Consider the following 22938-nt stretch of genomic DNA (forward strand, 5'->3'; position numbering starts at 1 on the left):
ATCAACTACGCTAATGAATGGACTTTGACGTCAACCTATTGCCTTGTCGAAAGTGGGCAAACCTGAAATGCTTTCTAACCAACTGATTTTCGACTCATCGTAGATATTTACATCAGGTTTTAGCTCACCTAACAAATCTGAGTCTAGGCAGCCGAGATGTAGAATATTTAACCCTGCGTATTTTGGATTTGAATTGAATATCGGTGTGCCACATTCACCGCAAAAGTGTTTTCGCGCATTCTCCGTCACATCACAAAAGGATAAATCACCAGTAACCAGCTCAAAGTCTGTCTGCAGTATTGCAACGTAAGTTGAAAATGCAGCTCCATTCATTTTTCGACATAAATTACAGTGACAATTGACGATACGCTTAAAGTCACCAGTGACTTTAAACTGTACAGCATTACAGAGACAACTTCCTAAAACCATTTAATACCTCATTACTTGCATTTAACCGAGTCACCCAATCACTTTCGTATTCATAACATCGACGAAAGCATGAAGCTAACTCACAAGTGACTAATCGACTATAAGCCACTGATTAAATATCAAAAACACCAATCATAAAGATAGATACGGAACTGAGTAGCGATGCGCATCAATGAGCAATAGAAACGATAATATGGACGACGTTATTGGTACTATGGTTGAGTTCAGGCGACTTTTGGGGGCAGAAAAAGAAAGCCCACTTAACGAAGTTATTTCCCGCTTAGCGCTAACCAATCTTGTTCACTTGGCATTGTTTCAAACTGAGGGATCCCGTCGTTAACAAAACCTACATCCCAATTAGCGTGAGAACCAACATAAACATGGGCAGCAACTTTTGTATCTACCGCTTCAGTTAGCAAACCAGCTGGAACCCAATAAGATTCGCCGCTAGAACTCATGTTGGGTACAGGGCTACCGCACTGAGAACAGAACTCCGATTTAAAACCCGAATGAGTAGAAAATGACTTAATTTGATGCTCGCCGGTACACCATTTGAATTGCGACTCTTTTATAATTAAAGCTGAATTTGATGAAGACCCCGAGACTTGGCGACACAATGAACAGTGGCATTGATAAATAAGGGGTAACACGCCTGACAACTCCACATAAACAATTACCTTTCACTCAAATACTCCTTGTTAATACCTATAAAAATACGTTTGATCGGCACAGGCAAGCAATATCTAATGATGATTATCCAAAAGACTCACTACCACAGGTTAAATGGCAGCAACTCTTAAACTTGATATTCAGCCATTGCTAAACGGTACTCCACAGTATTTGCGTTACTAGAGGTAATCTCTTGAAAGCCCTACTTCTTCAACACCGAAGCGCTTTTGTGATTCCAAGAGTGAACACCAGCCCAAATTTCGCCTTGATAGCCGGAACTCTGAACTTGTGATAATAATGCTTTGCACATTTGCGTAGCAATGCCTTTACCCCAACATTTGGGACTAATCCAATAAGCTAACGCAAAACAATTTTCCAAAGGGAGTAACGTGACCTGACCAATAACTTGCGAATCGTTTAAATGCCGACAACTCCAAACATAGCACTTACCCTCTTCCCACTCTAAAGCACGTTCTAAGCACCACTCTCGTGCTTGTTTGAGCGTTTTAATGTCTGCTAAAGGAAGCGACTTAGGGAACAAATCTGAACCTACAGATTTGAACAAGTAAAGGGCGTCATCAACGACCACTGGCCTAAATGTAAGATCTAAGCATTCGAATTCTCTTGTGAGTGTCAAAATTCCCTTCCTATCTACTAATATGCTAATAGCGCGTGCCGTCCTTTCTGCATGCCACCCAATTACCAGAACTTGCTTCTACCCACTTAAAATCGTCGTCCGGATAATGAGCTTTATCGCCTGCTACACGGCTACCTATTACAATAAACTTTGCTTGTTTGTCACTTCGGTTTACTAAATGATGCCCATTCTCGACACCACCGGGAAAACCAACGCACATTCCTCGCTTCATAACTTGCTCACCGCCATCCATGATTAAGCACAGCTCACCTTCAAGCAAATATAGGAACTCGTCGGATTTTGTGTGCCAATGTCTTAAAGCTGATTGCGCATTGGGTTCAAGTATCTCTAGGTTCACTCCAAACTGAGTTAAGCCAAATAGGTCTCCCAGTCCCTTACATTCAGAGTCCCCCAGAATTGATTTGTATGGCTCTGGAAACGGGTTAAAAGTGTCACCTATTAAGCTTGCAGTATCTTTTACTTTCGTCATATTTTTCCTCAGTGGGATGTGATGCAAAGCTCGACAGCGAAGATTGATAAGCTTCTCTAGCCTCAAGACTTAGCGAACTGTTAAAATGCTTTTAATCTGAATCCCTCAAGCTTGCATATTGAATCGATAAATCACTCTTTACATTAGATTTCTTGTACTTTGCCGATTTTTAAAAACACATTGTCTTGAAATATTCCAAACTGAACCCTTCACCGGACACAGAATCACCAAGCCTTATGAATCAGGATGGGGACAGTTGTTAGCTGTTTTTCGTTCCAGATATAAGTGGTAGTTTACAGATGTTTATTCAACCAACATATCGTATGATCACGCATATCATTCGAAAAATAATGTGATTCGTCAGCCAAATTGAACGCAATTTCAGTATTATTTTTATCGTATTTACTCTTAACCTTTTCAAAAAAGTCTTTCGCGAACTTGGCTGGAACCCAATCATCTCTCTCGCCATTTATAATTAGCATTGGGCGACTTTCATTTTCAAGAAGATACAAACATGGATCGATCTCTTTCATATACCTAATTGCTAACTTTTCGTCTTCGTTGAAAGTCTTATTGTCCGAATCTGCTTTTAATGCGAACTTCTCCAAACCAACGAAATCAGGAGAACCAAGAATAGGCACCGCAACTTTAATCTGGTTATTTTGAGTCAGCGAATAGAATGTAGACAGTGCCCCCATTGAAATGCCGACAAGAGCTATCCTTGATGGGTCAATCCGAATATCTTCTTGATAATGCTTAATAAGTGTATCAATGTCGTTTGCGTTCTGCTTGATAACCTGTGTCACCCTTTTAATAAAACGCGCGTGGCTATCCATGCTCTGAGCATTGCCATCATTCCTCTCACCGTGGCTATCTGAATCAAAACAGATGACTGAATAACCCTGGAGAGCTAGGTTTAACGCCAAATTAGAACCTTCATACTTATCATTGTTCCAACCATGACAGATGATGACTAAAGGGCTTTTCAGCAACTCTTTATTGCTATAAAGCAAATGTACAATCTCACCTAAATCAACTTTTTCGACAAAAACACCTTCCATGATTCCTCTTACCCTTAGTTATAAGTCACTTACGCTTCCATTTGTTAGTCGTCTATTAATGTTTTTTGATAAAAGATTTTGTCTACTCCTTCTTTCAAATAATCCTTATAACGACCTACCTCCTTAAAACCATGAGACTCATAAAAGTCGGGGGCTTGGAACGTATAAGTGTCAACTGTAATATTACGTATTTCTCGCTCTTTACAATACATCTCTATCTTTCGTATTAGTGCAGCTCCATACCCCTGACTTCTTTCCTTTTCTGTTAACCACAAAAATCTAATTTGAACTGAAGTCATATAGATAAAACCAGTTAAACCTCCGAGAATTTCTCCTGATTTATCGCGAACAAAGATAGCAAAAGACTCATCTGTGATTTCTGGTATAAATCTTCGATTGAAATCACCTAGCCCTTGGTAAATCTGATCGATATCTTGAGGGCTCGGCAAGTGAGTAAAAATGATATCCAATGATTTGTCCTTAATTTGGTTGAAAAAATAATGCTCTCACAAAGAATAAACTATCGTTCTTTTTTTAATGCAGTCGGTTCAAGTTTATCGACAAGCTTCTTTAAATGGTTCTTAGCCAACTCATGGTTCCCTCGACTCATCCACTTAATGCAATTAAAAAGTTCCCAAGTAAGGCCTTTATCACCATTCGTATAGGCAGGAGAATCCTCATGCTTTGGAGCGGGTTCACTGGTTACCCTTTGTTCGATGATGCCTGTTTTATCGAATAGAACTTTGAATGGCTTTGAAATACTGAACGGTTCACTCAAATCTAAGCAGTGAACTTCGGTACTCGTTAAATCATTGAAGATATACTTTTTAAAGTAAGCATTACCACTGTGAAAGCCGTCAAGTAGGTAAAATATTTCCTTGTCGTGTTCAAAAACTGAGAAGCACTTATTGGCAGATTTATGGAAATTGTTCTTCGTAAAAATAAGAATATCAGCATCCGAAACTCGGTCACCTTTCCCTGCTGCTAATGAGCCTAATAGCACAGCCGCTACTACGTCACTTTCTACCATAAAGGCTGAGCAAACAGAGCGAATTAGTTCACTTTGAAGGGGAAGGTGCTCTAAATCTAGCTTTTCTGTTCTCAAAGTTACCTCCATTTTAGTAAAAAAATATTTTCATTAAACAAAGCCGTCAAACCTGATCTTGAGGATAGATATTTCAACCAATTCGAACAACAAATGCCGAGAACCATGAATCAGGCTTTGCGTTCTAGTGACAATTATATTGTCAATGTTGGACACCCAGTGCTTTCAAAGCTCGTGCACATTGATAAGTGTTTTTAAAGAGAATTGCGTTCATACCAACTGACTCTGCGCTAGCCACATTATATGGCATATCATCAATGAAAACGGTTTCTGATGCCTCTAAGCCATACTGATAGAGCAATGATTTGTATATTTCAACTTGAGGTTTAAGTAGACCAACCTCAGCGGAAACAATAGCGCCTTCAAATAAGTCCCAAAATGTATATGTTGCTTTTAAATGAGAAACAATTTCATGGACGTTATCAGTCAATGCAAAAACTCTATAACCTGCAGATTTACAACGTCTAATAAGCTCTACGGAGCCATAGATCAAGATTTGGGTTTGCTTAACGTAGTAAAATAGACGTTCACATTCTAATTCAGTGAAACCTAGCACATCACGGTATTGGGTTTTTGCATCATTTTCAGATAACAGCCCTTTGTTTAGATTTAACCAAATATCAGACTGAAATACAGACTTCGCTTTCTCTTCTGCTGATGCGCAATCTCCAAAAGTAAGACGAATAATCTCTTCAGGTGACCAACGAACGACGACATTGCCGATGTCGAAAACAATATTTTTTATCCTTTCAGAACTCACTATTTACTCCTTTGAAATCTCGAAAACCAAAATTTTCATCAGACTCAGCGTTTTGACGACATAGCTTCCAAGCCCGCCCAGCTAGGATAAAGATTGATGACGGTACATCGCACGGATCAAATTCAAAGTTCAAGACTTGGCGATGAATATCGTCTAACTGAGTATCGACGGCTATCCACCCTTTTTCTTTGTTCCAATACTCACATACCCAGTGATCTTCAAAATGGTTTTGAGCTAAATAAGTCGCAAAGCCACTCCTTAGTCTCGCTGGTATTCCTTTTGCTCTCAATACTGCGCAAATTAATAGTGAAAAGTCTCTACAAATACTGATCACTCTATGGTTTGGTTTCTTGAAAACGTGTGAAGGCTCACCTGATTTCAACATTGCTAAAGAGACTAAATCTTTAGCATTCCGAGTCTGCATAGGTTGAAACGAGGTTTACAGAAACACCTCAAATTGAACGTAATCCGATTCAGAGCAAAAGTAGCAAGCGTTACGAATCACCCTTGAACAGTTTGCGTGGTATCAACTTTTGACCATACGAGTGTGACTCGCTCTTTTAGCCCTTTACCAGATAACCATAATCGACCATCTTTTAGTAGCTTAACTTCACGCTCCATACGTTCACCTATAACAGATTTCACGCTAGACTGAAGCCCAAAGTGAAACACACGATTGTTCTCTAAATCTAATTCATAAGTAGCTGTATAAAAGTTTGATTCTCTCTTTTTATCTTCGTCTGTAGGATTAGTTAGTGGATCTCTATTCTGTGCGACGCTAACAAACCCATTGTCTGTATAAATTAGAGTACCGTTTTGTTTCCCCGGCCAATTAAACATTTCACCTGATTCTCTATGGATGATGAACTCATCTAAAGACCAAACACCAACCAGAATTTCCTTTGATAGTTTCACTTATGCTTCCTTAATTTCCTGGGAACCTAACCTCAATGAAGTTCTAAACAATACAAGAGACTCAGTGCTATAAGAGTTGCATACGTTACGAACCACTTGTAAATGTTTGTTATATGTTTAGTTACACCTTATCCGCAAAGTAAGCCATGATTTCTTCTGTAGTCATCTCATTAGTCTCGTTGGCAAAGCAGTAATAGCTTGGACGCATGTCGCTAAAGTATTGCATGTCCATTTTCAAACCTTCTAAGTTTGGGAACAGACCTACAGGCATATTGTATTCACCTGTTTCTTTGAACTTGTAAAACAAATGAGTGCCGCACTCCAGACAGAAACCACGAGAGGCCCAAGAGGATGACTTGTACATTTTTACTTTGTTTTGCCCCTCAATTTTGACTTGAGTTCCACATTTAACTGCGAAAAATGGTGCACCTCCCCAAGTTCGACACGACTGACAATGACAAACTGTAAAGTTAGGGTTGATGCTTTTTGCTTTGATTTTTACAGCGCCACATAGACAGTTAGTCTCTACGTAAGACATTAAATTACTCCTAAATTGGTGAAAACATATAACGCCCTGCTAAGGGCAGTAACGTAATAGAAAGCCCCTGTATACCACTTTACATACTGAAACCAACGCATAGAGAATGCCATGTGTTACAAATCAATCTTGGGTCATTTGTTAGTACATGCACGACTTCTATTTATATGCCACAAGATATTGAAAATTGAATTATACAAAAGCTTTTTAATAATGAAGTGAGGCGGGTAGCTACAAAACTTAAACTCTATTAAGAGGCGAAAGTTAGCCAGAGGAAAACGAACTGAACTCCCCTACTTTTACTGATTTTAAGTTAGAAAAGGATTCGTTCCTCGCACTTAGTCAGCAACACCAAAACTCATGACCATTGATGTCAACCCCGTACTAAAGCACCGTTAAGGTTTGAGAAACGTAATACCTTATTAACCTCCGCATGATACGCAATGTAAAAATGCCACGCGTTGTAAATCACTCTTAAACACTTGTTAAGTGGGTCGGTGTGTAGAGTTAATAAACAGGTATAGTGCAAAACCCATTGTTTCACGTCCCCACTTTAAGTACGCATCTTTCCAGTGTCGTATCGTTTTGACTTTGTCCAACAACTCAATATTCGCAGGATCTAGTAACAACTCTCGTTCGGATGCCAACCAAAACGAACTTTCAAATGTGTCCCAATCTTGATAGGAGGAGTGAACAACATAAACGCATTCGAGGCCTAACTGATTGCCTGCTTCTATATTTTTTAAGTTTGACCTTAATTCTAAAGGATCAATACCTGTTGCGAGTAAGTATTCCTCATCTGGCTCTTTTCGCCAATACGCATCCCCAAGTACAATTACGCCATTGGAAACTATAAGAGATTTCATGTCAGATAATGCATTGTCTAAAGCTTCACCAACATCGCCAAAAGCATGAGTAGAGCCTAAGCTAAAACACGCATCAAATGCGCCCCTAGGCAACTCAACATCTTTGAATGCAGATGTATGAAAGGTAATTTGGTCCAAATACGATTCCAGATTTTCCTTTGCTTTAGCGATTTCCAATTCATCGTTATCAATGACTACCGCCCGACAATTAAATTTTTCTATAACTCTTTTAATTAACTCGCCATTACCACAACCAACATCTAAGACTAAAGAGTCGTCATTTAGCCATAGCTCATCTAGTAAGTTATCTATACAACTTGGGCTAATGGGGCTGTTATATTCCATGATTACCTTCCATGCTATTTTCTAATTTAAACACTTGACAGAATGATTGATATCAGAAGCACATAACGCCAAATTAAGATGTGAAGCATTCAACAACGACACTTAATTTGACTACCGTAAACACTGAACTCAACCAGAACCAAAAATGCCAAGCGTGCCGAATCGCTCTTAAATGTTTGTTATATGCATTTTTCGAAGTACTGAACTGGCATATTTTGATAGGAACCGTCACCACACGCCTTGAACCCAAGTTTAAGAAGTATGTGCTGCGAAGGCATGTTTTCAGGTTCAGTTATAGCAAGAATTTTCGTATAACCAATTTGATTAGCAAAAGAAAGAACGGCAGAACTTGCTTCGAATGCATACCCTTTACCCCGAGCTGAAACCTTAAGCCGATATCCAAGTTCAACTACACTTTCGCCTTTATGGTTAAATGATTCTACCCCACAATAACCAACTAGCTCGCCAGTCCTGCGTTCCACAACACAAAACTTTCCAATACCTTTATATTGAAATGCACTAACAAGCTCTTCAAAACGCGTATCTGCTTGCTCATGTGTCATTGCGCCAGTTGGAGAAAACGCCATAAAATCAGAATTACCAAGTAATTTTATAACTTCACTACGGTCTTGCTGCGTAAATTTTCTGAGCTCTAAACGCTCCGTTTTAATCACTTAATGCCTCCATAGATATAACGCGAAGTTAAGGGGGAAGCAACGCAACACCGAAGCCGCCCCTTACCACCTTAAACACTAAACTCAACGCACAGCAAAAAAGCCAAGCGTTGTGAGTCACTCTTAAACAGCTTGTTCAATCTAATTTTTTATTTGGTTTGAAATTGCACTAATACAGCGTTTTGCCGAATTACAAACGCCGGACAACTGAAAGAAACCATGAATCACACCCAAATAACGTTCGCAGTAAGCCTCTACGCCTTGTGAAAGCATCAACTTGTATAAGTGCTCCCCCTCATCACGTAGCGGGTCAAACTCCGCGGTAATAATAGTTGTGATGGGCAAACCGCTGAAGTCTCTGTTTAAAAGGTTGAGCTCTGGCTCAACAATTTCTTTAGAGCTACAATTCGCGTATAACTCGAAACCAGAAAGAAGCATATTTGCCGTTATAATATAATCTGAACCATTTTCTCTATAACTTTTCGAATTGCCTGTTGGATCCAGCATTGGATAAATAAGAATTTGCTGACGAGGTAACCACTGCTCTAGCTTTTTCAATCTAAGCGTCGTAGCCAAAGCTAATTGCCCTCCGGCGCTATCGCCAACAAATACTAATTGCTCTGAATCCCCCCCATACTTGTGCGCTTGCTCCTTAATACCGAGTACAGCTTGGTATACATCATCGTGTGCTGCTGGATAAGCATGTTCAGGTGCAAGCCTGTATTGAATGCAAATAACTATCGAGTTGGATAGAAGAGCAATTTGTCTTAGCTGAGCATCATGTGTACCAAAGCCACCACTGATGAAACAGCCTCCATGAAAATAGACCGTTATAGGTAAGTTCACTTCATCTGTAGGCTTGTAAATCTTAACCGGAATACTATTAATTACATCTAAGTATTCGCTTTCAATTTTAGGACTTTCACCAGCTAGTACAGCGCTACCAATATAGCCTGCCCGGCGATCAGCGATTGTTTGTGCTGAAGGGCAAGGTTTGCCATTAGATTCAAATTCTTCGACTAGCTCTCTGATGCCAGCTTCTAAGTACTTGGTCATTTTATAACTCTATAACTAAAAAACCGGTGAATAGTATACCAACACAAGGCATGTACATCCATACAGTAGTAATGTGTGATGTAAATTAGATATAACTCCCTGTTAGGTGATGAGATGGTCTCCCGCATACCACCTTAAACACCAAACGCAACGCATAGTAAAAATGCCACGCGTTGCGAATCACTCTTAAACAGTTTGTTAGCCCTTAAACTCTTTGGAGGGGTTCAAATGGTTTCGGAGGTAACTCAACTTCAATGCTGTCTCCTGATGATACCCAGCCTCCAACCTTTACTACACCCATTATTCCGGCTTTACGAACCACCTTACCCGAATGATCCCTTCCCAATATCTCAGCACCACCAGAAAATTTTAGAACACAGTCTTTTGGTAAAGCGAGCAAATCAATACCTGAAGTAGTAATATTTTCACCAAGACAAGCGGGACCAACATCAAATCCCTTAGCAGCAAGATCCTGAAACAACTCACTATGAAGCAGGTGTACTTGTCTTAGATTCGATTGTGTTGGATCGACTTTTACTCTCGAACGATGCTTTACAGTTTTACCTCTGTGAGCATCTCCTTCAACCCCCTCCCCTTCTATCAATAGTATTGATTCCTCGACGGATTTAGAAAAAGTATGCTCCGCATTTTTACTAACTGATACTACATTTATCATCTATTCCTCCTGAGGGCTAACAGCTATATTAGACAGGAAAATTCTGTATTTAAATGCAGAATAATTCTGTCTAGTTTCTACCGTTCACATCTCATATACAACCTAGTCATTATATAACAACGACTTATATCACAACTAGAGTCGGCGTTAGAGAAAATACGGAATTTTTCTGTCTAGGATGAGCAAACTCCCAACATAAAGAATCTGGTCAATACTGCTTACTTCAGCTCTTCTGGAATACGGCGGTCTTTGTGATAGTACTCTCGGTCGCGTTCGTTGATTTCTCGTACTACTTTGCAAGGGTTACCAACGGCAACCACATTGGCTGGAATGTCTTTAGTGACTATGCTGCCAGCGCCAATTACCGAGTTTTCACCTATGGTAACGCCCGGTAACACGACCGTGTGTGCGCCAAGCCATACATTGTTACAGATACGCACAGGAACATTGAACTGCGCGGCTTTGAGCCTGAGTTGTGGGCTGATGGGATGTGTGCCTGTCGCAATGGTGACGTTAGGTGCAATCATCACGTTATCACCGATGAATACATCAGTGTCGTCAACAAGCGTTAGGTTGAAGTTTACGTATACGTTGTTACCTAAGTGAGTGTGGCGGCCCCAGTTAGCGTGTAGTGGCGGTTCTATGTAACAACCCTCGCCGACTTCTGCGAACAGTTGCTTCATAATTTATTGGCGTTTTTTACCTTCACTCGGGCGAGTGTGGTTGAAATCGTACAGCACTTCTAAACATTGCGTTTGCTCGGCGACCAGATCGACGTCATCACAGTAATAAACGTCTTGGTTGTGCATTTTGGCCTTTATATCCATGTTTGAACCTATTTGATAATTACCGAAGAACGGCATACATAAAGCGACATATGGATAATTTGAAGCGTTTCACTGGCCTGAAAACAAGTTACGAGCTACGCGGCACTATGTTCTCGGCAACGCGCCATAACACGCCACTTGGGTCTGTGATACAAAACTCAAGCATTCCCCAAGGCTGCTCAACAACCTCGGTAACGGTTACTTCAAATTCCGCCATTACATTAGAGTTTTTTACGTGCTGATACCAACTTTTTACGTCTTCTACGAGCAAGTGCATCATGTAATTGTGACAGTGCGCAGGTTCGTAAAAATCTTGTAAAAGGAATGCATAATCACCGTGACGAAAATAAGCGATATCATGGAACTCAGACATGAGTTCAAACCCCAGAGCTTGGTAAAACCGCTTAGATAGGTCGAAATCCTTTGCGGGCACAAACGATTTGATCTCAGTGACTTTCAGGTTTTCTACGTTGGACATTTCCTTCTCCATTACGAGCTATTCCTTAGTGATGTGGGTAGAGATCTACAATGAGATAAATATTAGGTGACATTGTCACGCAGTAACCACCCCATTGAGCAGTGCAGCGTTTGAAAATGAGTTAATCGTCAGTACCGCATTTTGCGCAAGGCTGGTAAGTACGTTCGCCTTGTTCAATTACCACGTAATCACGCACGCAACTTTCACATAGTGCCAGCTTTGGGTAAGCGTCCTTCTGTTTCTTTGCGTTGATGTCGCCTTCAGTGGTGTAGATCGTTCTCATTTGAAGCCTTTGGTATTAATCACTTATAAAACCAAATTGTATCACTGTTTATCGCGCCATTTTTACACTTTGAACAACAAAATCAACGTGCCACGCGTATCAGTGGTAACATTAAAAGAGTCAGCCAACGAAGAAACCAAGAATGAAAGATTGTAATCAATGCGGAAAATGCTGCATCAAATATGGGGATGGCGACCTCGCCGCGACTCAAGAAGAGGTAGATTTGTGGGAACTATTCAACCCAGACATCTTTGAATATGTTCGCGATGGTGAAATTTGGTTTGATCCTCAATCAGGCGAACGTTTAACTCGTTGTCCGTTTCTAGAGGTCGTCCCGAATAAAAACACGAACGCTCAAGCCAAATACACCTGCAGTATTTACTTAGACCGCCCAGAGGATTGCCGACACTACCCTAGCCTAATCAATGAGATGGTCAGGGATGAGTGTGAGATGATTGAAGTGGTGGATCTGCAAGATACGAAAAAAGCTCAAAGAAAGCTCGACCTTTTAATGAAAGGAAGTCGCCCTTCAAGCTTTTCATAATTGTGATCTTTGGGGGAGCTGACCTCGTCGTTACGACAAGTACTGATTCTCTTCTAACCAATCTAGCGCAACCAGTGCCACCGATGAACATACCTCTCTGTCATTGCCATCGACAAACTTAAGTTCTTCGATCTCAGCGTCTGGTGATAGTTCGCCCGTGTAGTCTGCAACGTAACAAGTCAATTGCACTGAAATACCTTCCGCTTTGCCATCAGCTTGGCCAGTAAACGTCTCAACGTATTTGAGTGAATCAGGCACTAAATCGACTGAAATCTCTTCTTTGATTTCACGAAGCAATGCTTGCTCATCACTTTCACCCGCTTCGCGTTTTCCACCCGGTAAGTAAAACCGTTCTTTACCTTTTGATCTCACCATCAACAGCTTGCCATCTTGAATGAATACCCAAGCGAGCTTATCAATTACCTTATTCATGTTCTTAGACCTTGTTATTGTGCTTCTTATTCTAATTAAAGCGACGATATCGCATGGGCGGTATGTTACCTACAGCAGTCAGCATATTCTATTGAATTACATAAAAAATGGCGTTGGGAGTCGATGAATGACAGCTGGTGGTTCGTTAAAGGTAAACACTTACCACCAGCTGTCACTTGAAATAAGATGTGATGAATCTAATCAACAAGCCACTCTATGGCAGAGTCGTGATCTTCGAATGACTTGATGTCACCAGACACAAACCAGCTTCCCACTTTTGCTGCCAGTTCTTGCCAGCTTTGATCACCGTAAATAGCGATCTTGTCTATCTTGGAGTTGAGTTCTAGCCCGAGTTTGAAATCATCCCACGCGGCGCGCAGTTCCCAGCCCGTTAACGTGGAGATATCAACAAGCATCTTCAGTGTGGACGAATCGATCTCTTTTATGGTGGTTTTTAAGATGGGTATCATCGCTTGATAGTCGTCGTGCGTTAATTTCCCTTTCGCTTTGAACACGATGATGGTTTCGCCGCTAACACGCTCAATTCCAAACGATATTCCATGACGTTCGATACTCATAACCTAGCCCCTCTATTAGAAATATAGGCTTAGCTTAGAGTATTAATTAGACAACAAATGAGAAGTTGCTTTCAAAATGAACGCACAGAAAGATTTAGCTTAACGTTACTAGGTTGAACGTCGCTTAATCGCTACAACAGAGTAAGTATGCCAATGCTTCATCTTGCCTAATGATGTAAGCGCTTGTTCGTCTCGCTCGTGAAAACGGATAACTTCGAACGCATCAAATAGACTCTGTACTTTTGTCTTTGTGAGAGGCGTCGTAGAGGTTCGGTAACCATAAGCCCAACTATCGTCTACCCCCATGAAATCTCCCGCAAATACACCACCGATTTCAATGCTATCGATGATTCGTTGCCACGTCTGATCGAACTGATTCGGTTCTGCAAAAAATAGACTGGAGTTAGCAATCACTAGCCCGGCTTTGGGATAATCATAATCTTCAAATGCGCTTTGAGATATCTCGACCAAAGCTTTTTGGCCGAACCTGTCTCGACATATCGATATTGAGTCAGGATTAACGTCGAAACCATAAACTTGGTGGCCTTGCTGCTCTAAAAACGAAATGTCACTTCCTGTACCACAACCGCAATCAATCGCGACATTTAAGCCTGACTCGTTCAGCTTCATAGCGAATTCTGTTCTTTTTAAATGAGGCTTATCTAAAGCTTTTTGATAATACTGACGCCAAATCTCTGAATGATCATCCATTGCATAACTCCAGCAGTTCGGTCAGGTTTTGAACCTCAACGATAGGTAAGTTTGTATCTGCGATGGCCCCTTCAGTGTTGAGCCAAACAGCCTGCAGGCCTGCCTCAAGCGCAGGGTAGATATCTTTCTCTAGGGTATCGCCAATCATGGTGATCTCTTGTGGCTTTATCCCGAGTTGCGAGATGATCGCAGGATAGAAGCCCGGTTCGTATTTAGATAATCCAATACTCGCCTTACAGAAGTAACCATCAATGTATTGCGACAGGCCAACTCGCTCAAACGCGCGGATGATGTCAGTTTTGCTTGAGTCGGCTGCATTTGTAGCGATGTAGATGTTGTGATGCTTGGACAATTCAGCTAGTAAAGATTGTGCTCCACTCACTTCTTTTACGGTTTCCCAGTCACACATTTTCCCTTGTGCGTCTGGGAAGTCGGTCATTAAGGTGTTGCCCCAATCAAATAAGACGGTTTTGGTCAGCTTGGTTGCAACCTTTGATTTTGTACCTCTGTTCATCATGCCTCCTGCATCGATGATGTTACGAATGTGTTGCGGTACTTATAAGAATTTCTCGATAAGAATCTCATCAAAGTACTGCTCACCAATCTTGGCGTGTTTCTTTGCAATTCCGACAATCTCAAAGCCTTGTTTGCGGTACACCGCCAATGCGCGCTCGTTATCGGCTAGAACATAAGCAAAAAGCTTTTCGTAGCCTTTGGCTTTTGCGATTTCGAATGTATGTTCAAATAAATGCTTTGCGACACCTTGCCCACGGCTGTTTGCGTCAACATAAGTCCCAATAATACCTACATGGTCGAAGGCTTTAGTATATGAGGCAAACGGCTCTACGTTTTGAAAACCAAGCAGGTCACCAGTCGCTTGATTAACAGCGACACTGAATACACCTCGCTCTGGAAATGACTCAATAAATGCCTTTTCTTCTTCGACCGAAAACGTCTTATCCAAGATAGTGTAACGAGCTTCAGTGATAATTGGATTCAATACGTCAATTATGCCTTGAGCATCGCTTACTACGACTTGTCTGACTGTTAAGTTCATACTTTCTCTACCTTTTTTTGTATGGGCAGATTCTAGCTCTATATGCCACCTTTTTGATAGGACAGAATGTTATCAAAAGCGATATCAAAGTAGAGTTCGTAACTATTTTGTTCAACGTAGCCCAAATGCGGCGTTGCAGTAACGTTTGGTAGAGACAGCAGCGGCTCGTTATCAGGTGTCGCGGGCTCAGTATCAAACACATCAATTGCTGCTCGTTTACTTGGTACTTTAGTGAGTTCATCAAATAACGCATTGGGCTCGACTAACTCCGCACGGCTGATATTCACGAATAGCGAGTCAGGTTTCATTACATTAAGGTCATTGGCAGTAACACAGCCTTTAGTGACACTGTTTAAGCGAAGGTGCAATGAGAGTACGTCCACACTTTCGAAAAATGCCTGCTTGGTTGCTGCCGCCTCGAATCCATCGGCTTGTGCTTGTTCTCGCGAATTTTGGCTACCCCACACCATAACATCCATCCCGAACGCTTTAGCATATTGCGCGATGCAGCGCCCGATTTTTCCATAGCCCCAAATGCCAAGCTTTAACCCCCTTAGCGTTCTACCTAAACCGAGTGCGCCTGAACTTTGCCATTGGTTCTGTTTAAGCCTTGAAGCGTAAGTAGGAATGTGACGAGATGCCGCCATAATCAATCCCCAACAGAGCTCAGAGGGCGCGACAGGTGAACCTCGCCCTTCTAGCACTTTCACACCGAAACGTTCACACAGCTGTGGATCTATGTGATTACTGACTTTTCCGGTTTGGCTGATCACTTTTAGGTTTGGCAGTTTAGATAGCAGCGACTCCGTGATTTCGGTACGCTCGCGTATGAGCACAAGCACCTCAAAGTCGTACAGCTTCAACACTAGTTCATTTTCTGGATAGGTCTCGGTAAATACGGTCACGTCATGATCTTCCAACTTTCGGTAACACTCGAGGCTTTTTACTGCATTTTGATAATCATCCAATATCGCAATTTTCACTACACACTCCTTGTTCTATTGCTTTACTATTTTTGAGCGTTAAGTGCCATGGGTTAAGATTCATTTAACCTGTGACACACTGTATAAATCAAACCAATTATTGATGGACGACTTTGAAACGCTCAAGCACCAGCATCATGTCTTCACTTGGCGTAATCTTTAACTCTTCACACTCACTCGAGAAAAAGTTCCAGTGCGCTTCTCGCCACCAAGCCAACGTTTTATCACCCTCGCCTTCAGCGGCAGCAAACTCAGCCGTCACCTGGTTATATGGGCACAATGACACCGAGGTAAGTTCAACAATACAGACAGGTTCACCGTTCCAATCAGTGACCACCTGTAAATGTCCAACAACGGGCATGGTTTCGCCTTCATGGCTGTACCAATATTCCATGCTGCACGAGGCTTCTTTTTCACCTTTCAGTATCAGCTGCGCGCATAGATTGGCGTTGTACTCATCCGCACAGTAATAGTCGGCACTGAATGAGGTGTATTGTTTGGCAACCTCAACCGGCAGTGAATTGAGATAGCTATCTAGATAAGCTTTGCTTCTTTCTTCCATGATGGGCCCATTTTCAATATTTATTTCAGCCAGAATCACTATATATTGAGCAACTGACTGCATTGCGCGTAACCTATCAAGGAGTGTAAACGGTGTAAACCAAGTAACGATGAAAGTGTGCTCAGAGAGTAGATTTAATGCAGGACTCTTAGATCAAAAAAAGAGCTAAAAACACCTTCAGGCAGTGCTTTTAACTCTTTGTATTTTATTGTGAATTAACCAATTAACGGTTTAAGAAGTCTACCGCTTTATCTGGGAAGTCGGTAAACACACCGTCGACTTTCACTTGGTTATAAAACACGTCCAACATACCATCGAAGTTATCGACATAACCTGGAATTCGGCCTGGATCAGCGCGGAATGTATATGGGTGAACATCTAAGCCTGCGTCTTTCGCTGATTTCATCAATGGCTTAATGATGATGTTGCCTTTGGTTGATGCATCGTCCACCAGCATAGGTTTCCAAGGACCAATACCGTCAGCATAAGTCGCCACTTTTTCCATGCCGCCTTTCTCGAACATCCAATCATAACTATAAGGCGTCGCTACGTCGCCTTTGTAAGTCATGGTTTCATTCCAGTCCGTATAAGCCATTAGCTGAACCAGCTTGAGGTCCATTTCCATCGCAGGCATGAGTTCGTCGTTTATACGTTTTAGTTCGTTCGCATCGAAACACTGCAAGTAGACTTTATCATCTTTAGATAAGTAACCATATTGATGCAAGGTAGCCAGTACCGCTTTAGAAATGTCTTTCCCTTCATGACGGTGGAACCAAGGTGCTTTGATTTCTGGGTAGATACCAACGTCATAACCAAGGGTCTTATTCAAGCCTTGGATCATTTCGATTTCTTCTGCAAACGTTGGTACTCGGAAATCAGACTGCCACATTGGGAAGCGTGTTGGGTAACCTGCGACCTTGTTCCCTTGCTCATCAAGCTTAAAGCCTTCTGTCACTCTTAATGATTTGATCTCAGCGAGCGTAAAGTCTATCGCGTAGTAGCGCCCATCTTCACGCGCACGGTCAGGAAAGCGCTCAGCAACATCGGTAACGCGATCTAAATAATGATCGTGAAGTACGACGAGCTGGTCGTCTTTGGTCATCACAACATCTTGTTCGATGTAGTCCGGTTTCATTGCATACGCAAGAGCCTTAGCAGGCAGAGTGTGCTCAGGTAAGTAACCCGATGCGCCTCGGTGAGCAATCACCAAAGGATCGGCAAATGCGTTAGCCGATAAACTTAGAGCCAGCAGAGTCAGGGACAGGGACGTTGTTTTCATTGTTCTATTCCTTGATAAAATAGAGGCAGGTTATCCCTGCCTCGTTTAATTATTGGTATGATGCTGTTGAGTTAAAGAATAATTAAGCTATTGCCTCTTTCTCTTGCTCAAGGCTTTTCTCTTTATGGTGCTTACGCTCACCGACAAACGCGTACAGCAGACAGATGATTGAAGCAACACAAGCACCAACCAAGATAGTGAAACCACCATCCCATCCGTAATGGTCAACCATGAAGCCTAGCACCGCGTTTGCTGCAACTGCGCCACCTAAGTAACCGAATAGACCTGTTAGACCTGCGGCTGTACCTGCAGCTTTCTTAGGTGCAAGTTCAAGTGCGTACAGGCCAATTAGCATTACCGGACCGTAGATTAGGAAACCAATCGCAATCAGTGCCATCATATCAATGGTTGGGTTACCTGCCGGGTTAAACCAGTAAACTAGGACCGCAATAGTCACCAATACCATGAACAAGATACCTGCTGGAGCACGGCGGCCCTTGAATAGTTTATCTGAGATCCAACCACACAACAGCGTGCCAGGGATACCTGCCCACTCATACAGGAAGTAAGCCCAAGAAGATTTATCTACAGAGAAGTCTTTCGCTTCTTTTAGGTAAACAGGAGCCCAGTCCAGTACGCCATAACGAATTAGGTAAACGAACGCGTTTGCAATCGCGATAGACCACAGCAGTTTGTTGTTGAATACGTACTTAAAGAAGATCTCTTTCGCTGTCATCTCAGTTTCGTGAGATTTGTCGTAGTCATCTGGGTAGTCGTTTTTGTGCTCTTCAATTGGCGGTAGACCACAAGATTGAGGGGTATCTCTTACTGTGAACCAAATGAAAATAGCAACGAGAGTGGCAAAAAATGCAGGAACATAAAAAGCGGTTCGCCAATCATCGTTGAAAGCCCACAGACCCAATAGGAACATTGGACCAATCAATCCACCACCCACGTTGTGAGCAACGTTCCATACAGACACGATTTCGCCACGCTCTTTACGTGACCACCAGTGCACCATGGTTCGTCCACACGCTGGCCAGCCCATACCTTGGAACCAACCGTTCAAGAAGAGAAGAATAAACATTGCGGTAATGCTGCCGGTTGCCCAAGGCATGAAACCAAAGCAGAACATAACCAGTGCCGACATTAACAAGCCACCACTGAGGAAATAACGAGGGTTAGAACGGTCAGAAACGCTACCCATTAAGAATTTAGATAGACCGTAAGCAATAGATACGGCTGCTAATGCCACACCCAGCTCACCACGGCTGAAACCCTGTTCAATCAAGTAAGGCATTGCCAAGCTGAAGTTTTTACGGACTAGGTAGTAACCCGCGTAGCCAACAAAAATACCGATGAACAGTTGCCATCGTAATCGTGTGTAAGTGCTATCGATCTTATCTGATGACAAACGATCGATATGCGCCATAGGTTTGAATATTCCAAACATAGGAACCTCATATTATTGGGCGAAGGAAGAATAAAATGCTCGAACGAAAAAATTAACGCTCATTCGAAAACAGGAGGGATTGTATGTGCTTCAGGAATAATTTCTGTGATGCATATAGCTATTAACAATAAATTTGTTTAAATACAGCAAATTAGTTTCATTTAATTAGATCACGCTTCATATATTTGACTATTCGTTTACTATTCAACCAATTGTAAATCGAGCAGCACTAGCCATGGGTGAGCAATCGAGCGTTAAGCAAGCACAGTACGTCGTATTATTGTCCTGACTGCATATTGAATACTGCGTTTTATGATGGCGACAAGACAACTTTCTATTTCTAGAAAGCATATTTAGGACGGTACAAAGACAAAAAAGGGCCTAGATTTCTCTAGACCCTTCTAAAAACAGTATTCCGCAGCTGATTTCAGCTACAACAATCTATTATTCTTCGATGTAGTAAGCTTCTACAGTGCCTTTAAGAGTAATAAGCATTGGCTGACCGAAACGATCAAGTGCTTTTGGAGAAGGGATCTTCACCCAACCTTCGCTGATGCAGTATTCTTCAACATCAGTACGCTCTTTACCATTTAGACGGATACCGATTGGGTATTCGAAACACTCAGCCACGTGGTGTGGGCTGCGTGGGTTGCCTGCAAGATGATCTGGTAAAGCTGGTCTTGAATTAGTATCGCTCATGTTCATTACCTGTATGTACGTAAATAAAAAAAGTGCGTCATTCTAGTCAATATAGGCTTTGTGCTCAACAACTGCCGTAATAAATCGTATTGATAGCTTTAATCAGCGCCTAGTTGTTTGATTTATTGGCGATAATTGCTCTGTTTAAAAACAAATAGCTTAGTAAAAGAAGAGCACTCTGTTCATTAAACAGAGTGCTCTCAGACTAGTCTCTACCAATCATAGGTTACACTCGCGATTACGTTACGGCGGTCACCATAGAAACAGTAGAAATCACACGTTGCCACGTACTCTTTGTCTGCTAGGTTTTTTGCAGCAACTTGGAACTTGTAGTCTTCAATACGGTAGCTGACTGTTGCATCAAATAGCGTGTAAGAAGGAACAGCGTTAGTCTCTGTATTATCAGCGTAAGAATCACCAATGTAACGAGCACCTGCACCCACTGTTAGGCCATCGAGAGGACCACTCAAGAAACGATAGTTGGCCCAAGCTGAAGCCAATTGGTCAGCGATTTGCGACGGCGTATTACCCACATTGCTGCTATTTGCATCTTCGGTAATTTCAGAATCGATAAACGATACGTTACCAATTAAGGTTAATTCTTCCGTTACATTTGCAACCGCTTCTAGCTCAACACCACGGTTACGAACTTCACCGATTTGCGTCAACTGCCCAGCAACCTGACGCGCTAAGTTTTCTTTCGATCCCTCGAATGCGGCAATGTTGAAGTAACCATCGAAACTACGCGGTTGGTATTTCAAACCGACTTCGTATTGCTCACCACGCTCTGGCTTCGCTGGATTACCATTTTGGTCCAGTTGAATTATCGGGTTAAATGATTGTGCGTAACTAGCGTAAGGTGTAAAGCCGCTATCCATTAGATAAGCAACACCGAAGTTAGTTGTCCATTCTTCGTTATCAACCTTAGTTTTAGCACCTGTCGTGGTGTTATGAGTCTTGTTTTGAGAATCATCGTAACGGACACCAATTTGGACTGCCCATTTATCAGCAATCATCATTTGGTCTTGAAGATACAGGCCTAGCTGATTGTTTTTGGTCTCGGTAGTTTGGCGGTCAGATTCATCAACAACACTAAAGTTTGAATCAAGCAGAGTAACGTTATTGCTATACGATGGATTAAACACATCAAACAACGGGTTTGCAATTGGGACTAAACCTACTCCAGGTACAGGGACACTAATAGAACTATTGCCGTCTGCAACAAATGGGTCAGCAGCATAATCCTTGCTGTCGATATCGATACTTTGGTAATCAATACCGGCTAGCAAAGTATGTTCTACAACACCAGTTTTGAAAGTATGTACAACACGGTTATCGATGTTGAATGCGTCAGACGTGCCTTCTTCCGTCGATGCCCCACGCAGGATTTTACTCTCTGTTGGGTCATATACACCTAAACCATAATCTTTTGCATAGCCAAGCGAGTACATTTGACGAAGGTTAATGTCCATCTTGCTGTAACGCGTGTTCTGCATGAAGTAGGTACTGTCATTGAAATGGTGTTCAAATTCATAACCTATCGACAGTTGTTCACGCTCAAACGTTTCCCAATCTGTATTACCTACTGCAGTGCTATCACTGATTTTTCCGTTTGGGTTCGATGTTAACGTCCCTTCCATCGGTAAGAATTGCAGATACGGATCTGAATCATCTTTTTGGTAGCTAGTTAATAGCGTAATTTTGGTGTCGTCTGTGAATTTGTAAGCTAGAGAAGGGGCGATAAAAATGCGTTCAGCTTCTACACCATCGACACGACTACCATTTTTACGACCAAGTGCTTGCAGGCGAAACGCCATTTTGTCATTGACTTCAGTGTTCACATCTACACTGATTTGCTTGCGATCGTCAGTACCGTATTCAATAGCAAACTGACCAGAACCACCATCAAACTGCGGACGTTTACTCACTACATTGATCACGCCACCAGGTGGAGTTTGGCCGTACAATGCAGAACCTGGACCACGCAGGATTTCTACACGTTCCAATCCAAACGGGTCGATTTGCCAACTATAGAATCCCGATGAATACAAACGCGTACCATCTTGGTACAAACCACTATTGGCTTGCTTGAAGCCACGAATAACAAACCAATCTTGCTTATTGTCTTCACCAAAATAGTTAGCTTGGATACTTGGTGTGTACTGCAATGCATCGGCAATGCTAATTGATGCTCGATCATCCATTTGTTCACGAGTAACAATCGAAATTGCACGCGGTGTCTCACCTATCGCAACGTCTGTTTTCGTTGCCGTTCGACTGCTTAAGCCTACATAACTAAAATCTGGCCCTACTGAGCTCTCTTCAAGTTGCTGACCAATAACAACAACCGTTTCATCTTCGCTTGCCTGAACCATTCCTGACGTTATAACTAAAGCGACCGAAAGTGCTGTTGGGGTACGCATAAAGTGCCGATTCATATATTTCTCCTTCAATACGGCTATGAACCAATTTAAATAAAAGTACTAATATCATTTGTAATAATTGAAATTACGTATCAGCACACTGAGCCTAACCTGGCTCTAAATAGCTCAATCAAAGACAATGTGTCTCGCTTGAACTAAATTCCCTTTAATCAATTTAATAAGGCCGCCGTGGTGGAATTTGAAAACACGGTCTACACCAACTAGACAAGAACCTGAATACGCACAGACGAGTGACACCCCGCCAAACTGTTTAAATAGCGCCATTAAATTCTGATATAAATCGTAAAAATAGGCTCTGTATGTTTGCCAATCACCAAGCAAATAGCTCTGGCACTTGAACAAGAAATATCTACATTCAACTGGTTCAACAAGTCAGTATTAGTTGCA

29 protein-coding genes and 1 pseudogene are annotated in these 22938 nt (G+C 41.9%); 1 reads left to right on the forward strand and 29 read right to left on the reverse strand.

Annotation, left to right across the window (positions count from 1 at the left end):
• Nucleotides 1-30: 30 nt before the first annotated feature.
• The 18 genes and pseudogenes from BTO10_RS14455 to BTO10_RS23495 all read right to left on the reverse strand — a co-directional run bounded on the left by BTO10_RS14455 (nucleotide 31) and on the right by BTO10_RS23495 (nucleotide 11809).
• Nucleotides 31-429 carry a GFA family protein gene (locus tag BTO10_RS14455; protein WP_105024985.1) on the reverse strand — a complete coding sequence of 133 codons (399 nt, stop codon included), beginning with the start codon at nucleotides 427-429 and terminating at the stop codon, nucleotides 31-33.
• 269 nt (nucleotides 430-698) lie between these two features.
• Entirely contained in the window at nucleotides 699-1094 is a 396-nt protein-coding gene (locus tag BTO10_RS14460; protein WP_308736829.1) for a GFA family protein, read from the reverse strand.
• Between the two features lie 206 nt (nucleotides 1095-1300).
• Entirely contained in the window at nucleotides 1301-1735 is a 435-nt protein-coding gene (locus BTO10_RS14465) for a GNAT family N-acetyltransferase (protein ID WP_258098670.1), read from the reverse strand.
• A 25-nt stretch (nucleotides 1736-1760) separates the two neighbouring features.
• Complete coding sequence (locus BTO10_RS14470) at nucleotides 1761-2225, reverse strand: cupin domain-containing protein (RefSeq protein WP_008217680.1); 465 nt, start codon at nucleotides 2223-2225, stop codon at nucleotides 1761-1763.
• Nucleotides 2226-2518: 293 nt separating this feature from the next.
• Nucleotides 2519-3286: an alpha/beta hydrolase family protein gene (locus BTO10_RS14475; protein ID WP_063523254.1), complete on the reverse strand. Its 768-nt coding sequence runs from the start codon at nucleotides 3284-3286 to the stop codon at nucleotides 2519-2521.
• A gap of 44 nt (nucleotides 3287-3330) precedes the next feature.
• Nucleotides 3331-3756: a GNAT family N-acetyltransferase gene (locus BTO10_RS14480; protein WP_105024986.1), complete on the reverse strand. Its 426-nt coding sequence runs from the start codon at nucleotides 3754-3756 to the stop codon at nucleotides 3331-3333.
• 50 nt (nucleotides 3757-3806) lie between these two features.
• The gene (locus BTO10_RS14485) at nucleotides 3807-4391 is read right to left on the reverse strand and encodes a nucleotidyltransferase domain-containing protein (protein WP_004741067.1); all 585 of its coding nucleotides are present in this window, start codon (nucleotides 4389-4391) and stop codon (nucleotides 3807-3809) included.
• A 142-nt stretch (nucleotides 4392-4533) separates the two neighbouring features.
• Nucleotides 4534-5151: an HAD family hydrolase gene (locus BTO10_RS14490; RefSeq protein WP_105024987.1), complete on the reverse strand. Its 618-nt coding sequence runs from the start codon at nucleotides 5149-5151 to the stop codon at nucleotides 4534-4536.
• Entirely contained in the window at nucleotides 5141-5575 is a 435-nt protein-coding gene (locus BTO10_RS14495) for a transglutaminase-like domain-containing protein (protein ID WP_308736830.1), read from the reverse strand. Before BTO10_RS14495 ends, BTO10_RS14490 begins: the two co-directional genes overlap by 11 nt.
• 77 nt (nucleotides 5576-5652) lie before the next feature.
• On the reverse strand, nucleotides 5653-6066 hold the full coding sequence (locus BTO10_RS14500) for a lipocalin-like domain-containing protein (RefSeq protein WP_102426578.1): 414 nt from the start codon (nucleotides 6064-6066) through the stop codon (nucleotides 5653-5655).
• Nucleotides 6067-6187: 121 nt separating this feature from the next.
• Nucleotides 6188-6604: a GFA family protein gene (locus BTO10_RS14505; protein ID WP_008217676.1), complete on the reverse strand. Its 417-nt coding sequence runs from the start codon at nucleotides 6602-6604 to the stop codon at nucleotides 6188-6190.
• Nucleotides 6605-7089: 485 nt separating this feature from the next.
• Nucleotides 7090-7815 (reverse strand): class I SAM-dependent methyltransferase, encoded by a 726-nt coding sequence (locus BTO10_RS14510; RefSeq protein ID WP_105024988.1) that lies wholly within the window; start codon nucleotides 7813-7815, stop codon nucleotides 7090-7092.
• Between the two features lie 179 nt (nucleotides 7816-7994).
• Nucleotides 7995-8489: a GNAT family N-acetyltransferase gene (locus tag BTO10_RS14515; protein ID WP_004741073.1), complete on the reverse strand. Its 495-nt coding sequence runs from the start codon at nucleotides 8487-8489 to the stop codon at nucleotides 7995-7997.
• 141 nt (nucleotides 8490-8630) lie between these two features.
• Nucleotides 8631-9545, reverse strand: coding sequence for an alpha/beta hydrolase (locus BTO10_RS14525; protein WP_105024989.1), 915 nt, complete (start codon nucleotides 9543-9545; stop codon nucleotides 8631-8633).
• Nucleotides 9546-9750: 205 nt separating this feature from the next.
• On the reverse strand, nucleotides 9751-10221 hold the full coding sequence (locus BTO10_RS14535) for an MOSC domain-containing protein (protein WP_105024991.1): 471 nt from the start codon (nucleotides 10219-10221) through the stop codon (nucleotides 9751-9753).
• A gap of 218 nt (nucleotides 10222-10439) precedes the next feature.
• Nucleotides 10440-11048: pseudogene (locus BTO10_RS14540) on the reverse strand (sugar O-acetyltransferase).
• 88 nt (nucleotides 11049-11136) lie between these two features.
• Nucleotides 11137-11526 carry a VOC family protein gene (locus BTO10_RS14545; protein WP_258098695.1) on the reverse strand — a complete coding sequence of 130 codons (390 nt, stop codon included), beginning with the start codon at nucleotides 11524-11526 and terminating at the stop codon, nucleotides 11137-11139.
• A 121-nt stretch (nucleotides 11527-11647) separates the two neighbouring features.
• Nucleotides 11648-11809, reverse strand: coding sequence for a hypothetical protein (locus BTO10_RS23495; RefSeq protein WP_004739590.1), 162 nt, complete (start codon nucleotides 11807-11809; stop codon nucleotides 11648-11650).
• Between the two features lie 142 nt (nucleotides 11810-11951).
• Here BTO10_RS23495 and BTO10_RS14550 point away from each other — a divergent pair, with 142 nt between their 5' ends.
• Complete coding sequence (locus tag BTO10_RS14550; RefSeq protein WP_105024993.1) at nucleotides 11952-12353, forward strand: YkgJ family cysteine cluster protein; 402 nt, start codon at nucleotides 11952-11954, stop codon at nucleotides 12351-12353.
• Between the two features lie 30 nt (nucleotides 12354-12383).
• Here BTO10_RS14550 and BTO10_RS14555 read toward each other — a convergent pair whose 3' ends face one another.
• From BTO10_RS14555 to BTO10_RS14605, 11 genes are all read right to left on the reverse strand, one after another.
• Entirely contained in the window at nucleotides 12384-12785 is a 402-nt protein-coding gene (locus BTO10_RS14555; RefSeq protein WP_004739594.1) for an NUDIX hydrolase, read from the reverse strand.
• Nucleotides 12786-12982: 197 nt separating this feature from the next.
• Complete coding sequence (locus BTO10_RS14560) at nucleotides 12983-13363, reverse strand: SpoIIAA family protein (RefSeq protein WP_105024994.1); 381 nt, start codon at nucleotides 13361-13363, stop codon at nucleotides 12983-12985.
• Nucleotides 13364-13471: 108 nt separating this feature from the next.
• A complete protein-coding gene (locus BTO10_RS14565) occupies nucleotides 13472-14074 on the reverse strand; it encodes a class I SAM-dependent methyltransferase (protein WP_105024995.1) in 603 nt (200 codons plus the stop codon).
• Entirely contained in the window at nucleotides 14067-14588 is a 522-nt protein-coding gene (locus BTO10_RS14570; RefSeq protein WP_105024996.1) for an HAD family hydrolase, read from the reverse strand. The genes BTO10_RS14565 and BTO10_RS14570 overlap by 8 nt, the downstream gene beginning before the upstream one ends.
• A 42-nt stretch (nucleotides 14589-14630) precedes the next feature.
• A complete protein-coding gene (locus tag BTO10_RS14575) occupies nucleotides 14631-15131 on the reverse strand; it encodes a GNAT family N-acetyltransferase (protein ID WP_105024997.1) in 501 nt (166 codons plus the stop codon).
• A gap of 38 nt (nucleotides 15132-15169) precedes the next feature.
• Nucleotides 15170-16114, reverse strand: a complete 945-nt coding sequence (locus BTO10_RS14580; protein WP_105024998.1) for a D-2-hydroxyacid dehydrogenase family protein — start codon at nucleotides 16112-16114, stop codon at nucleotides 15170-15172.
• Nucleotides 16115-16211: 97 nt separating this feature from the next.
• The gene (locus BTO10_RS14585; protein ID WP_105025599.1) at nucleotides 16212-16676 is read right to left on the reverse strand and encodes an ASCH domain-containing protein; all 465 of its coding nucleotides are present in this window, start codon (nucleotides 16674-16676) and stop codon (nucleotides 16212-16214) included.
• A gap of 223 nt (nucleotides 16677-16899) precedes the next feature.
• A complete protein-coding gene (glpQ, locus tag BTO10_RS14590) occupies nucleotides 16900-17955 on the reverse strand; it encodes a glycerophosphodiester phosphodiesterase (RefSeq protein ID WP_105024999.1) in 1056 nt (351 codons plus the stop codon).
• 82 nt (nucleotides 17956-18037) lie between these two features.
• Nucleotides 18038-19408 (reverse strand): glycerol-3-phosphate transporter, encoded by a 1371-nt coding sequence (gene glpT, locus BTO10_RS14595; RefSeq protein ID WP_063523272.1) that lies wholly within the window; start codon nucleotides 19406-19408, stop codon nucleotides 18038-18040.
• 444 nt (nucleotides 19409-19852) lie between these two features.
• On the reverse strand, nucleotides 19853-20107 hold the full coding sequence (locus BTO10_RS14600; RefSeq protein WP_004739610.1) for a DUF3297 family protein: 255 nt from the start codon (nucleotides 20105-20107) through the stop codon (nucleotides 19853-19855).
• A gap of 212 nt (nucleotides 20108-20319) precedes the next feature.
• Complete coding sequence (locus BTO10_RS14605; protein WP_105025000.1) at nucleotides 20320-22530, reverse strand: TonB-dependent siderophore receptor; 2211 nt, start codon at nucleotides 22528-22530, stop codon at nucleotides 20320-20322.
• Nucleotides 22531-22938 lie beyond the last annotated feature (408 nt).

The organism is Vibrio chagasii (assembly GCF_002954585.1).
Classification (GTDB): Bacteria; Pseudomonadota; Gammaproteobacteria; order Enterobacterales; family Vibrionaceae; genus Vibrio; species Vibrio chagasii_A.